The sequence below is a fragment of the Sulfitobacter alexandrii genome (assembly GCF_001886735.1).
GTDB lineage: Bacteria > Pseudomonadota > Alphaproteobacteria > Rhodobacterales > Rhodobacteraceae > Sulfitobacter > Sulfitobacter alexandrii.
Genome location: NZ_CP018076.1, coordinates 427312 through 439106 on the forward strand (window position 1 = coordinate 427312; position 11795 = coordinate 439106).

13 protein-coding genes are annotated in these 11795 nt (G+C 65.2%); 3 read left to right on the forward strand and 10 right to left on the reverse strand.

All coding sequences use genetic code 11. The features are described from left to right. Position 1: 1 nt before the first annotated feature. The 7 genes from BOO69_RS02190 to ttcA all read right to left on the reverse strand — a co-directional run bounded on the left by BOO69_RS02190 (position 2) and on the right by ttcA (position 7423). Positions 2-655 (reverse strand): ferredoxin, encoded by a 654-nt coding sequence (locus tag BOO69_RS02190; protein WP_071969895.1) that lies wholly within the window; start codon positions 653-655, stop codon positions 2-4. Next, the gene (gene argB / locus BOO69_RS02195; protein WP_172839481.1) at positions 652-1515 is read right to left on the reverse strand and encodes an acetylglutamate kinase; all 864 of its coding nucleotides are present in this window, start codon (positions 1513-1515) and stop codon (positions 652-654) included. Before argB ends, BOO69_RS02190 begins: the two co-directional genes overlap by 4 nt. Before the next feature lie 28 nt (positions 1516-1543). Beyond that, on the reverse strand, positions 1544-2194 hold the full coding sequence (gene yihA / locus BOO69_RS02200) for a ribosome biogenesis GTP-binding protein YihA/YsxC (RefSeq protein ID WP_071969899.1): 651 nt from the start codon (positions 2192-2194) through the stop codon (positions 1544-1546). Next, the gene (locus BOO69_RS02205; protein WP_071969901.1) at positions 2194-2934 is read right to left on the reverse strand and encodes an MOSC domain-containing protein; all 741 of its coding nucleotides are present in this window, start codon (positions 2932-2934) and stop codon (positions 2194-2196) included. The genes yihA and BOO69_RS02205 overlap by 1 nt, the downstream gene beginning before the upstream one ends. Continuing rightward, positions 2931-4760: a membrane protein insertase YidC gene (yidC, locus tag BOO69_RS02210; protein ID WP_071969903.1), complete on the reverse strand. Its 1830-nt coding sequence runs from the start codon at positions 4758-4760 to the stop codon at positions 2931-2933. The genes BOO69_RS02205 and yidC overlap by 4 nt, the downstream gene beginning before the upstream one ends. Before the next feature lie 160 nt (positions 4761-4920). Then, on the reverse strand, positions 4921-6459 hold the full coding sequence (locus BOO69_RS02215) for a putative bifunctional diguanylate cyclase/phosphodiesterase (protein WP_071969905.1): 1539 nt from the start codon (positions 6457-6459) through the stop codon (positions 4921-4923). A 100-nt stretch (positions 6460-6559) separates the two neighbouring features. Beyond that, positions 6560-7423 (reverse strand): tRNA 2-thiocytidine(32) synthetase TtcA, encoded by an 864-nt coding sequence (gene ttcA / locus BOO69_RS02220; protein WP_071973593.1) that lies wholly within the window; start codon positions 7421-7423, stop codon positions 6560-6562. 133 nt (positions 7424-7556) lie between these two features. On the opposite strand from ttcA, the gene BOO69_RS02225 reads away from it, so the two are divergent. Continuing rightward, positions 7557-8459 (forward strand): alpha/beta fold hydrolase, encoded by a 903-nt coding sequence (locus tag BOO69_RS02225; protein ID WP_071969908.1) that lies wholly within the window; start codon positions 7557-7559, stop codon positions 8457-8459. A 28-nt stretch (positions 8460-8487) separates the two neighbouring features. Here the strand turns inward: BOO69_RS02225 and yidD are convergent, their stop codons facing one another. Genes yidD through rpmH form a run of 3 tightly spaced genes read right to left on the reverse strand, consistent with a single transcriptional unit; the run spans position 8488 to position 9290 of the window. Then, positions 8488-8712 (reverse strand): membrane protein insertion efficiency factor YidD, encoded by a 225-nt coding sequence (gene yidD, locus BOO69_RS02230; RefSeq protein WP_071969911.1) that lies wholly within the window; start codon positions 8710-8712, stop codon positions 8488-8490. Next, a complete protein-coding gene (rnpA, locus tag BOO69_RS02235; protein WP_071969913.1) occupies positions 8709-9134 on the reverse strand; it encodes a ribonuclease P protein component in 426 nt (141 codons plus the stop codon). The genes yidD and rnpA overlap by 4 nt, the downstream gene beginning before the upstream one ends. A 21-nt stretch (positions 9135-9155) precedes the next feature. Further along, the gene (rpmH, locus tag BOO69_RS02240; RefSeq protein WP_037911188.1) at positions 9156-9290 is read right to left on the reverse strand and encodes a 50S ribosomal protein L34; all 135 of its coding nucleotides are present in this window, start codon (positions 9288-9290) and stop codon (positions 9156-9158) included. A gap of 304 nt (positions 9291-9594) precedes the next feature. Here rpmH and BOO69_RS02245 point away from each other — a divergent pair, with 304 nt between their 5' ends. Together BOO69_RS02245 and BOO69_RS02250 are read left to right on the forward strand one after the other, a co-directional pair. Beyond that, positions 9595-10326 (forward strand): TVP38/TMEM64 family protein, encoded by a 732-nt coding sequence (locus tag BOO69_RS02245; RefSeq protein ID WP_172839482.1) that lies wholly within the window; start codon positions 9595-9597, stop codon positions 10324-10326. Continuing rightward, positions 10323-11741 (forward strand): dihydrolipoyl dehydrogenase family protein, encoded by a 1419-nt coding sequence (locus BOO69_RS02250; RefSeq protein ID WP_071969915.1) that lies wholly within the window; start codon positions 10323-10325, stop codon positions 11739-11741. The genes BOO69_RS02245 and BOO69_RS02250 overlap by 4 nt, the downstream gene beginning before the upstream one ends. The last annotated feature ends 54 nt before the right edge of the window (positions 11742-11795 follow it).

Sequence of the window (11795 nt, forward strand, 5' to 3'; positions counted from 1 at the left end):
GTCAGGCCCCCGTGAATTGGCGCATGTGATATTCCGATTGTGCCGGCAGCCGCCCGAAGCGTTGCGAGACGGGGCAGATGGTGCGGACCCGACAGCCACCGGTCAGACAGGCCGTTCCGGCACGGCTATCGAGATATGATTTGCAGGCAGGCACGTCGTATCCCTCTGCCGTCAGCGCGCCGACCGGGCAGGCGGTGAGGCAGGGCTGCGACGCGCAGGTATCGCAGGGCGGAGGGGGCGGCGCCGCCAACGCAACCTCTTCCGTCAGGGCCAGTGCCCCCCGGAAGGACACCATGAGCCCCGCCGTGTCATGAACGAGGAACTGCACCGGTGACGCGTGAACCCGGCCGCTGCGCAGCGCCCAGCTGTAGAAGGGAAGGAACGGTGGCCCCCCGAAGGGGTAGAGCGGTTGCGCATTCAGCGTCTCTGCCCAATCGCCGATGACCCGGCGCGACCATCTGTCCATCGGGTCCGGCGCCCCGTCGGTGGCTTCGGGGCTCGCCCGAAAGGCGGGCCAGAAGGCCGGCTCGTCAGGTCCGAGCAGCAGGATGGTCTTGCAATCCGTCGGCACATCGTCGGACGGGCGTGGGTGGAATCCCCCCAGGATACTCAGGTGTCGCGCGAGGGCGGCCTCCTGAAGTGCTGAATATATCATCCCTTGCGGATGATACTGCCGGCGCCATGCTCGGTGAACAGCTCAAGCAGGCAGGCGTTCGGGGCGCGGCCATCGAGGATGACCGCTGCACGTACACCGCCTTCCAAAGCCTCGAGCGCCGTTTCCGTCTTGGGGATCATGCCGCCCGCGATCGTGCCATCGACGACCATCTCGCGGATCTGCGCCGCCGTCAGTTCCGTCAGCACGTCACCTTCGGCATTCTTGACCCCCGCAACATCGGTCAGCAGCAGCAAGCGGTCGGCCTTCAGCGCGGCCGCGATGGCCCCGGCGGCGGTGTCCCCGTTGATGTTGAAGGTTTCTCCGCCGTCGCCCATGCCAAGGGGCGCGATCACCGGGATGATCCCCTTGTCGGCCATGTCACGCAGGATGCGCGGGTTCACGCGGGTGGGGCGCCCCACCAGTCCAAGGCGGGGATCTTCGTGTTCGCAGACGATCAGCCCGGAATCCTTGCCCGACAGACCAACCGCGCGCCCCCCCTGTTCGGAAATCGCCTGCACGATGCGGGCGTTCACAAGGCCGGAGAGCACCATCTCGACCACTTCCATCGTCTCCGCGTCCGTGACGCGCTTGCCGTCCACGAACTCAGACTGGATGTTCAGGCGCTCCAGCATCGAATTGATCATCGGACCGCCGCCGTGGACGATCACCGGGTTGACCCCGACCTGCCGCATCAGCGTGACGTCGCGGGCGAACTCGTCCATGGCCTCGTCACTGCCCATTGCGTGACCGCCCAGCTTGATGACGACGGTCGCATCGGCATAGCGCTGAAGATAGGGCAAAGCCTGGCTGAGTGTCTTGGCGGTGGCGATCCAGTCGCGATTCATGTCTTGTTTTCTCATGCCTTGTTTTCCGGGAACGGCGGGGGGATTATTCCAGCGTCGCGATGATGGCACGAAGCGTGGGGATGCCCCAGCCCTTTTCCGACGACGTCACGACGATTTCGGGATAGGCCGCGGGATGTCTGGAAAGGGCATCGCGCACCTGGTCCAGTACCTTTTCCCGGTCCTTTTCCTTGACCTTGTCCGCCTTCGTCAGAACCACCTGAAACGCCACGGCGGCGCTGTCCAGCAGGGACAGGATCTCGTCGTCCACTTTCTTGACGCCATGGCGCGCGTCGATCAGCACGAAGGCGCGCCGCAGGGTCTGGCGACCGCCAAGGTATTGTTTCAACAGGCGTTGCCATTTCTCGACCACGGGAAGCGGGGCGTTGGCATAGCCATAGCCGGGCAAATCGACGAGGTAATGCGTATCCCCCGCGGTGAAATAATTGATCTCCTGCGTGCGGCCGGGCGTGTTCGAGGCGCGCGCCAGCGCCTTGGTTCCCGTCAGTGCATTGATCAGGGTCGACTTGCCCACGTTGGACCGCCCGGCAAAGCAGACCTCCATCCGGTCGGCGGGCGGCAGGCCGTCCATCGCGACCACGCCTTTGACGAAAACGGTCTCGCCCGCGAACAGCAGGCGCCCCGCTTCGAGGCTGGGGCCCTCGGGTTCTTCAGCGACGGGAAAGCGCAGTTGCATCACGCCACCTCGACCCGGTCGCCGACGGCAACCGGACCCGACCGGATGACTTCGGCGTAGATGCCGAAATCCTGGTGATCCCAGGTGTTCAGGATGCCCAGAGTGTCCACGTCGCGTTCACCCGTGGCGGGATTGGCCGCGGTGTGCAGGCAGCGCCGGATCGGCTCGCGTACCCCAAGAACGGCCCCGCCGATGGCGATTTCCTTGCCGATCCAGTCCAGCTCCTCCCAGGGGAGGCCGGAATCGAACCAGATGTTTCCGCGCCAGCGCAGGTTCGACAGATCGGTGCCCGCCTTGCCCTCGACGGCGCGGTGGGAAGCTAGGTTGCACAGGCTGACCGAGGGGAAGTCCGTGTCCGTGAAACCGCGGCCCGCGAGGCGTAGCACCCGGTCCGGCATGGCCCGGTTCTGCGGGACCAGCGGCTGCACCCAGTCGATCAGCCTGTCGCCCTGGGTGTTGGGGCGAAAGCTCAGGTCCGGGCGTTCGGGGTGCGTCAGATGCAGTGTCTCGCCGTCCGGATCCAGCCTCGCGTCGATCGCGGCCAGTTTCGGGGCCTTTGTGCCGATGCTGAAGTTGACGCATTGCGCCCATTCCGTGCCATCCGCCTTTGATCGGTCGTGGGCCACGGCCCACTGACGGTCGAACGGCATCGACTGCCCCGCGGTCAGTGCCACGGTCCGCAGCTCTTCGCGCCCGTGACTCTTCAGCGGGTGGCGAAAGAGCTGTGTAACCGTTGTCATTTCCGGGCGTCCGGCTTGGGCTTCGGCTTGCGCTTGAACGATCCCTTGATGTTGCCCATCAGGTCCGGCTTGTACCCTTGGCTGCGCATGATCAGGTACTGCTGCGTAAAGGTGATCGTGTTGTTCGCGATCCAGTAGACCACCAGCCCGCTGGCAAAGCTGCCCAGCATGAACATGAAGACCCAGGGCATCCAGGCAAAGATCATCTGTTGCGTCGGATCTGTGGGCGCCGGGTTCAGCTTCTGCTGGAGCCACATCGAGATGCCCAGCAGCAGCGGCAGGATCCCGATGAAGATCAGCGCCATGATCGTGCCAGCCTCGGGGGGCGCCCAGGGCAGCAAGCCGTAGAGGTTGAACAACGACGTCGGGTCAGGCGCGCTGAGATCCTGGAAGGGGCCGAAGAAGGGGGCGTGCCTCAGTTCGATCGTGACGAAGATCACCTTGTAGAGGGAGAAGAAGATCGGGATCTGCAGCAGGATCGGCAGGCAGCCCGCCGCCGGGTTCACCTTTTCCTTGCGGTACAGTTCCATCATGCCTTGCTGCATCTTCTGCCGGTCGTCGCCCGCGTCCTTCTTGAGCTTCTCCATCTGCGGCTGAAGCTCTTTCATCTTGGCCATGGAGACGTAGGACTTGTAGGCGAGCGGGAACAGGATCGCCTTGATCAGCAGGGTCAGACCGATGATCGCGATACCCATGTTGCCGATCAGCTTGTTCAGCTCGTGCAGCAGCCAGAAAATCGGCTTGGTCAGGAAGAAGAACCAGCCCCAGTCGATGCTGTCGATGAATTTCGGCACACCCGCGTCCTCGTAGGCGCGCAACGTGGCCCATTCCTTGGCCCCGGCGAAAAGCTGTGTCGTCATGCTGGCCTGGCCGCCGGCTGCCACGGTCTGTGTGGGCTGGCGGGTGATGGCGCGGTAGACGTCCGTACGCGCGTCGTAGGTCAGCGCCTCGTCGAACGGCTGGCCCTGATCGGGGATCAGGATCGCCTGCCAGAAGTGGTCGGTGAACCCGACCCAGCCGGTCGTCACGCCTTCCTTGACGATCGCCTGGCGACCCCAGCGCGCGTTGGTTTCCGCCTCGGCGATGTTGTCCCAGTCGGTCTCGACCAGTTCTCCGTCGGAGATGGAAACCGCGCCTTCGTGAAGGATGAAGAAGTTCTCGAGGTCGTCGGGCTGGGTATGGTGGACGATCATCCCGTAGGGAGCGAGGTTCACCGGTCCTTCGGCGTTGTTGACCACGCTCTGACCGAGAGTGAACATGTAGTTGTCATCGACCGAGATCGTGCGTGTGAAGACCTGCCCGGCCCCGTTGTCCCACGTCAGGGTCACCGGGGAATCCACACCCAGGGTATCGCCTTCGCTGAGGGTCCATTCGGTGTCCGGGCCCGGTACGGCGGCGGGATCGAGCCCGCTGCCGGCGGCCCAGCCCTGCAGGGCGTAGTAGGCATCGTTCGTACCCTGCGGAGACAGCAGCGTGACGATCGGCGCATCGTCTTCGAGCGTCGTCCGGTAGTCCTTGAGCTTCAGGTCGTCGACCCGCCCGCCGATCAGCGAGATGGATCCGGTCAGGCGCGGTGTTTCGATGTTTACTCGCGGCGCGTCGGCCAGCGACACGGTGGCGCCGGAATCGCCGCTGTCCGTGACCGGTGCGGTCGCCGTATCCGCCGGTGCGACGGGCGGGGCTCCTTCGGTGGACTGCTGGGTCGTCGGCGCGGTGCCGTCCGCGGCGGTCTCGGGTTCGGGCGGTGGGAACAGGACGAACCATGCAAGGATCACGATAAAGCTGAGCGCTGTCGCGAGAATGAGATTCTTGTTCTGTTCGTCCATGGGGACCGCCACCTTCGGGATGCTTTCGATCTGGGTGGGTTGAACAGAGTTGAGGCCATGAGGTCAAGCGGATTCGGGGAAATCCGCGGGCCTGCGCGGTGATCCGACGCAGCCCGCGTCGGCCCGCTGCGCAGGGTTGCGGGCCGCCCGCGGAAGCGGCTCAGTGGCGTTTGCCATCCATGATCCGCGGCGTGTCCTCGAGCTTGGCGGCATGGCGCTTGACCCAGTCGATCGTCTGGTCGAACGGCATGGGCCGTCCGATGCCGTAGCCTTGCACATGGTCGCAGCCCAGTTGCGCCAGAAGGACGTGTTCGCCCACGGTCTCGACCCCCTCGGCCAGGGTTTCCACCTCGAGCCTTTCGGCCATGGTCAGGATCGCGCTGATCATGCGCTGTTGCTCGGGGTCGCGATCGGCCTTCATGACAAAGGATCGGTCGATCTTGATCCGGCTGACCGACAGCCTCCGGATCGCGGTGATCGCGGCATGGCCGGTGCCGAAATCGTCGAGATCGATGCGGCACCCCATCGCCCCCAGTGCATTCAGGTTGCGTGCGATGACGTCGTCGGTGATGCCGGCCACGACGGTTTCCAGCACCTCCACCGCCAGGCGCTCAGGCGACAGGTCGAAACGGTCCAGTTCCCATTTCACCTTTTCGTTCAGCTTCGGGTTGCGCAGCTCCGCGCCGGTGAAATTGACGCCCACCTGCGGCACGTTCAGGCCTGCACCGTCCCAGGCCTTGAGCGCGGCAAAGGTGTGATACATGATCACTTCGGTCAACCGGTCCAGCAGGCCGGCCCCCTCTATCGCGGGGAGGAAATCCTGCGGCAGCAGGATGCCCCGGCGCGGATGGTGCCAGCGTGCCAGCGCTTCGAAACCGGTAATCTCGCCCGTGTCGGTGGAGATCTGGGGCTGGAACCACGGCCGGATCTCTCCGGCCTCGAGCGCCCGTGCGACGTCTTCCCGTATTTCGTCGCGGGTTTCGATCGCGATGCGCATCTGGTCGGAAAAGGCGCGGATCGCCGATGGTCCCCGGTTCTGCGCTTCGCGCAGGGCGATCAGGGCACCGCGCATCCAGTCCTCTGGCCCGCTGCCCGGCGCGCGGGAAAGTTGGCAGAATCCGATGCTGGCGGAGACATAGACATTGATCCCGTCCACGGCGACCGGTTCCTCGATCGCCGTCTGCAATCGCGCGGCGAGTTGAATGCAGGTTTCGAGGTCGAGGTGCTCTACCGGGCCGGTACAGACCCCGAAACGGGTATCGCCCAATTGCGCCACCGCGTCCGCATTGCGCAAGACGGCCAGCAGCCGCTCCCCGGTGCGGCGGATCACGGTGTCGGCGGCCGCCTGTCCGTAGCGGTCCGACAGCGCCTCGAAACTGTCTAGGGCAAGGACATAGGTGACGGCATGCCTGGTTTCGGCCCGGGCGCGGGACAGGTGATCGGCGACCGCATCGGCAAAGGCGGCCCGGTCGAGGACGTTCTTCTTTTTCTTGTCGGACGCAGCCGACCGCAACCGCCGACCGAGGCACAGGTACAGGACCGGCAACGTCAGGCAGAACGCTGTCAGCCCGGCTTCACCTGCCGTGACATAGATGCCGAGCGTCAGCGCGGGCAGGACCAGCAGCCAACCCGGCCCGTCCAGGACCGACGCCAATCGCGATTGCCAGGTCTCAAGTCGCCCAACCGCATTGCGCGCCATCTGTGATCCTCCGCCGTTGGTGGGTTTCGCACGGTCGCGAGATACCTACCCCGCCCGGCATCAGGCGAGCGTTAACAGGACCGGGAAAAACGGCGGATTTTTAGGTAAAATTCTTCGGATTCAGGGAAAGCCCGGCGAAATCGAAGAGCTTTGGATCCAGAAGATGCGACGGCCGGGCGTTCATCAGCGCCCTGAACATCACCTGCCGCCGACCGGGGCTGTTGCGTTCCCAACCGTCGAGGATCTGCTTGACCTGCTGGCGCTGAAGCCCGTCCTGCGACCCGCAGAGATCGCATGGGATGATCGGATAGTTCATTGCGGCACTGAATTTCTCGCAGTCCGCTTCCGCCACGTGCGCAAGGGGGCGGTACACGAAAAGGTCGCCTTCCTCGTTCACCAGCTTGGGCGGCATGGTCGCCAGCCGTCCGCCGTGGAACAGGTTCATGAAGAAGGTTTCGAGGATGTCGTCACGGTGGTGCCCCAGGACGACGGCGGAACATCCTTCCTCCCGGGCGATCCGGTAAAGGTGCCCGCGCCGAAGCCGCGAACACAAGGCGCAGAAGGTGCGGTTTGCCGGCACCTTGTCCATCACGATGGAGTAGGTGTCCTGGTACTCGATCCGGTGGGGCACGCCCATCTTTTCAAGGAAAGCGGGCAGGACCGTCGCCGGAAAGCCGGGCTGCCCCTGATCGAGGTTGCAGGCCAGGATGTCGACGGGAAGCAGCCCGCGCCACTGCAATTCGTGCAGGACCGCAAGCAGGGTGTAGCTGTCCTTGCCGCCCGACAGGCACACCAGCCAGCGCGCGCGGGGGGCGTCCGGGTCATGCGCATCGGGGGCGATCATGCCGTACTGCTCGATGGCCTCCCTTGTCGCGCGCACGATCCGCTTGCGGAGCTTCTTGAACTCCGTCGTCTGCGGTGCGCCCTGGAACAGCGCGTGGATTTTTTCGGGTTGGTCGAGCATGCCGTCGCAGTAGTCCATTGCCCCGCCCCGATCAAGGACGCGATGCAGGGCGCCCGATAGCTTTCGCGCGAAACGCGCATGCGTGCTATCCTGCCGGGATATTACCGACCCCATTTGAAAAGGAATTTGACCCATGAGGCTCTTTGCGACGCGGCGCACCTACAATGCGCAAACCCACCGTTTCACCAACAACGCGGCCGCGCTCACGCGGTATGTCATGATGAACGAGACCGCCGGGCCGGTCGGCAGGGGCGGCATCATCTCTCGCGAGGACTGGCACCGCGAAGTGCTGCGCGCCGCGGACAGCCGGGAGATCCTGTTCTACGTGCACGGGTTCAATACCTCGCAGACGACGATGCTGGATCGGCAGGCCGCACTGGAGCGGGGGGTGCGCCGCCACGGATTCCGGGGTGCGGTGGTGGGGTTCGACTGGCCGAGCGATGGCAATGTGCTGGCCTACGATTCGGACCGTACCGATGCAAAGAAGGTCGCCCCCTACCTGGTCACTGAGGTGATCGGGCTGTTTCTCAACGAGACGCCCCGGTTCAAGATGCATGTCCTGGCCCATTCGATGGGGGCCTACCTCGCCCTGCGCGGGTTCTCGGGTGTCGGCGACGCGCCCGGCGCGCGTAAATGGGGCGTGGATCAGGTGGTGTTCGCCGCGGCTGACATCGACACGGAGTGGATGCGGCAGGGGGCGTGGGGGAGCCTCGTGATGGCGCGTCGGGCCAGCAGGCTCACCAACTATTACAACAACAATGACGCGGTGCTGCAGCTTTCCGGCGATTTCATCAACGGCGGGCGCCGGCGCGCGGGCCGAAAAGGGCTGCCCGATCTCGTCGCAACTGACCAGGTCGACGTGGATGCGACGCGACGGTATGCGGCCTTTCCGCAGAAAGGGGCGCAGATCTCGCACCGGTTCTATTTCGATGACGATACCTTCTTTCGCGATGTTGCCCTGACTGTGGCCGGGACGGCGGCGCAGGCGATGCCGACACGACAGATCACCGACGGTGACGCCGTGCTCATGTCGTGACCGGGTGTCTGCCGTGGGGCCGGCGGCCTCACTTCGGCGGCACGGGATCGTAGCCGCTGCCGCCCAACGGATGACATCGGCCGATCCGGCGCATCGCCAGCCAACCGCCCCTGAGACCGCCGTGAGTCCTGAGCGCTTCGAGCGCGTAGGCGCTGCAGGTCGGCTGGTAGCGGCAGTTGAAGCCGACCCAGGGGCTGAAGACCAGCCGGTAGCCCCTGACCGGCAGGGACAGCAGGCGGGCAAGGGGGGTCATGCCGAAGGTCCGTGGAGCCGGGAGAGCGCGCGATCCAGATCGGTCCGCAACCGGGAGAACGGAAGGTTGGCCGTGGCGTCGCGCCGTCCGATCAGCACGTAGTCGTGCCCGGCCCGGCCCTTTTCCGGCAGGTCGAGCCTCGCAATCTCCCTCAGGCGCCGCTTGGCGCGGTTGCGGGCCACCGCATTGCCGACCTTCTTGGAGCAGGTGAACCCGACGCGCACCGCCTCGGGGTCCGTCGTCTCGTCCGGCCTGCGCCTGCGCATCTGCAGGACGAAACCGGGCATCGCCACGTGGCTGCCGCGCGAGGCGCGCAGGAAGTCGGCGCGCTGTGTGAGGGTCTGCAAGCGCAAAGAAACCGCCGGAGGATGGTTCCCCGGACTGGCGATGCTGCCGTCCACGGGGGCCTCCGGCGGTGTCATGCAGTGCAAGACGCGGCGCGTTTAGGCGCTCAGCGACTTCCGGCCCTGGGCGCGGCGTGCGTTGATGATCTTGCGGCCGGCCTTGGTGGCCATGCGCGCACGAAAACCGTGACGACGCTTGCGGACAAGGTTCGAAGGTTGGTAGGTGCGTTTCATCGCGTCGATCTCCAATAGGTCATGAAGGCCGCAGATTCGGCCCGTCACGTCAATTCAGACCCGCTCTCTAGTCAGGAAGCGGATGCAAGTCAAACCCCGGGGGGCGGTTTTCCCGCGGCTTTGCAACAAATTTTCCGATCAGAGGGGCAAATATTTCAATTCCTTCCCTTCCGGCGCCGATGACGCCGCAAATGCCCGTTCCGGTTCAATGCCCCGTGATCGGGGTGGGCGGGGACCCGGTTCCGTATCATGTGTGGAAGGGCGGGGGCGACAGATCCGGGGCGATGGAATGGAAGTGAGCGACATGACCGACAAGAACAAGGGGTCCGGCTGGCTGCGCTATGCCCCCCTGATCGCCATCGCCTTGGTGGCGGCCGTCGGGGCGTTCACCCTGCGCGACTACCTGGGTTTCGACGCGCTGCGCGACAATCGCGAAGCGTTGATCGCCTTTCGCGACCAACATTACCTGGCAACCGTGATCTGTTTCCTGGCGGCCTACATTGCGATCGTGGCCTTTTCCCTTCCCGGCGCCACCGTCGCCACGCTGACGGGCGGCTTCCTGTTCGGCACGGTGATCGGCGCGGCGTTCAACGTGACGGCGGCGACCATCGGGGCGACGCTGATCTTTCTCGCCGCGCGCATGGGGCTGGGCGAGGCGCTGAGGGCGCGGATGGATGCCTCCGAAGGGCTGGTGGCGCGGATCCGCAAGGGTCTGGATGAAAACCAGTGGTCGATGCTGTTCCTGATCCGCCTGGTCCCCGCCGTGCCATTCTTCGTGGCAAACCTGATCCCGGCGTTTCTGGCTGTCCCGATCCACCGGTTCGTGATCTCGACCTTTATCGGGATCATGCCGGGGGCTGTCGTCTATACCTCCGTGGGCGCGGGGCTGGGCGCCGTCTTCGAACGCGGAGAGACGCCGGACCTTGGCATCATCTTCGAGCCGCATATCTTGTTGCCCATCCTCGGCCTTTGCGCCCTGTCGCTGCTGCCGGTCGGAATCAGATTGGCCACAGGCCGGAAGGACGTGATGAAATGAACCGGATCAAGACGGACATACTGGTGATCGGCGCAGGCTCGGGCGGGCTGTCGGTCGCGGCAGGCGCCGTTCAGATGGGGGCGGACGTCGTCCTTCTGGAAGCGAACGAGATGGGGGGCGACTGCCTGAATTACGGTTGCGTGCCGTCGAAGGCCCTGATCGCCAGCGCCAAGGCCGCCCACGCGCAGCGGAACGCGGCGCAGTATGGCGTCGAGGAGGCGCCGGGGGCCGTGGACTATGCGGCGGCAAAGGACCATGTGGCCGACGTGATCGCCCAGATTGCACCGGTGGACAGCCAGGAGCGTTTCGAGGGCCTTGGTGTGCGCGTCATCCGCGAATACGGGCGCTTCATCTCGCGCGACGAGGTGCAGGCGGGGGACACGATCATCAAGGCCCGTCGGATCGTGATCGCCACCGGTTCGTCCCCTTTCGTGCCGCCGATCCCGGGGCTGGACGAGGTGCCGTATCACACCAATGAAACCCTGTTCGACCTGCGCGAGAAGCCGGATCACATGCTGATCATCGGCGGCGGTCCCATCGGGATGGAAATGGCGCAGGCCCATGCCAGGCTGGGCTGCAAGGTCACGGTGATCGAGGGCGACAGGGCGCTGTCCCAGGATGATCCGGAGGCCACCGCAGTGGTGCTGCAGCGCCTGCGCGCGGAGGGCGTGACGATCGAGGAGAATACCAAGGCCGCGCGGGTCGGCGGCAGCGCAGGTTCCATCGAACTGGAGACCGAAGACGGCCGGGTGTTCAAGGGCTCTCACCTGCTGGTGGCCGCCGGCCGCCGCGCGAACACGGCAGAACTGGATCTCGAAAAGGCCGGGGTCCAGTCCGACGCGGAGGGGGTGACCGTCGACGCCGGCCTGCGCACCTCCAACCGTAAGGTACACGCCATCGGAGACGTGGCGGGCCGGCTGCAGTTTACCCATGTCGCAGGCTACCACGCCAATGTCATCATCCGTAGCATGCTGTTCGGTCTGCCGTCCAAGGTGCGCATGGTACAGATTCCATGGGTCACCTATACCGACCCGGAACTGGCGCAGGTCGGCCTGACCGAGGTGGAGGCCAAGAAGAAACACGGGCCCGGACTGGAAGTGGTGCGGGTCGATTACGAGGACAACGACCGGGCCCGTGCCGAACGGCGCACGACCGGCTTCATCAAGGTGATGGTCGTGCGGAACAAGCCCGTCGGCGCCACGATCGTCGGTTATCAGGCCGGGGAATTGATCGGCATCTGGGCGCTTGCGCTGGCCAACAACATCAAGATGGGCCAGATTGCCGGTATGGTGGCCCCCTATCCGACGATCGGCGAACTCAACAAGCGCGCGGCTGGCGCCTACTTCGCCCCGCGTCTGTTCGAAAGCGACATGGTGAAACGTGTCGTGCGCTTCGTGCAGCGGGTCCTGCCGTGACGGAAGCGGCCTGCGCGCCGGGGCGCGACAGCCCGCCCGCCGTCCCGCCGGGGT

Excerpts from the sequence above, each read along its gene's own strand:
- BOO69_RS02190 (WP_071969895.1), bottom strand. The coding sequence starts at position 655 with ATGATATATTCAGCACTTCAGGAGGCCGCCCTCGCGCGACACCTGAGT.
- argB (WP_172839481.1), bottom strand. The coding sequence starts at position 1,515 with ATGAGAAAACAAGACATGAATCGCGACTGGATCGCCACCGCCAAGACA.
- yihA (WP_071969899.1), bottom strand. The coding sequence starts at position 2,194 with ATGCAACTGCGCTTTCCCGTCGCTGAAGAACCCGAGGGCCCCAGCCTC.
- BOO69_RS02205 (WP_071969901.1), bottom strand. The coding sequence starts at position 2,934 with ATGACAACGGTTACACAGCTCTTTCGCCACCCGCTGAAGAGTCACGGG.
- yidC (WP_071969903.1), bottom strand. The coding sequence starts at position 4,760 with ATGGACGAACAGAACAAGAATCTCATTCTCGCGACAGCGCTCAGCTTT.
- BOO69_RS02215 (WP_071969905.1), bottom strand. The coding sequence starts at position 6,459 with ATGGCGCGCAATGCGGTTGGGCGACTTGAGACCTGGCAATCGCGATTG.
- ttcA (WP_071973593.1), bottom strand. The coding sequence starts at position 7,423 with ATGCTCGACCAACCCGAAAAAATCCACGCGCTGTTCCAGGGCGCACCG.
- BOO69_RS02225 (WP_071969908.1), top strand. The coding sequence starts at position 7,557 with ATGAGGCTCTTTGCGACGCGGCGCACCTACAATGCGCAAACCCACCGT.
- yidD (WP_071969911.1), bottom strand. The coding sequence starts at position 8,712 with ATGACCCCCCTTGCCCGCCTGCTGTCCCTGCCGGTCAGGGGCTACCGG.
- rnpA (WP_071969913.1), bottom strand. The coding sequence starts at position 9,134 with ATGACACCGCCGGAGGCCCCCGTGGACGGCAGCATCGCCAGTCCGGGG.
- rpmH (WP_037911188.1), bottom strand. The coding sequence starts at position 9,290 with ATGAAACGCACCTACCAACCTTCGAACCTTGTCCGCAAGCGTCGTCAC.
- BOO69_RS02245 (WP_172839482.1), top strand. The coding sequence starts at position 9,595 with ATGACCGACAAGAACAAGGGGTCCGGCTGGCTGCGCTATGCCCCCCTG.
- BOO69_RS02250 (WP_071969915.1), top strand. The coding sequence starts at position 10,323 with ATGAACCGGATCAAGACGGACATACTGGTGATCGGCGCAGGCTCGGGC.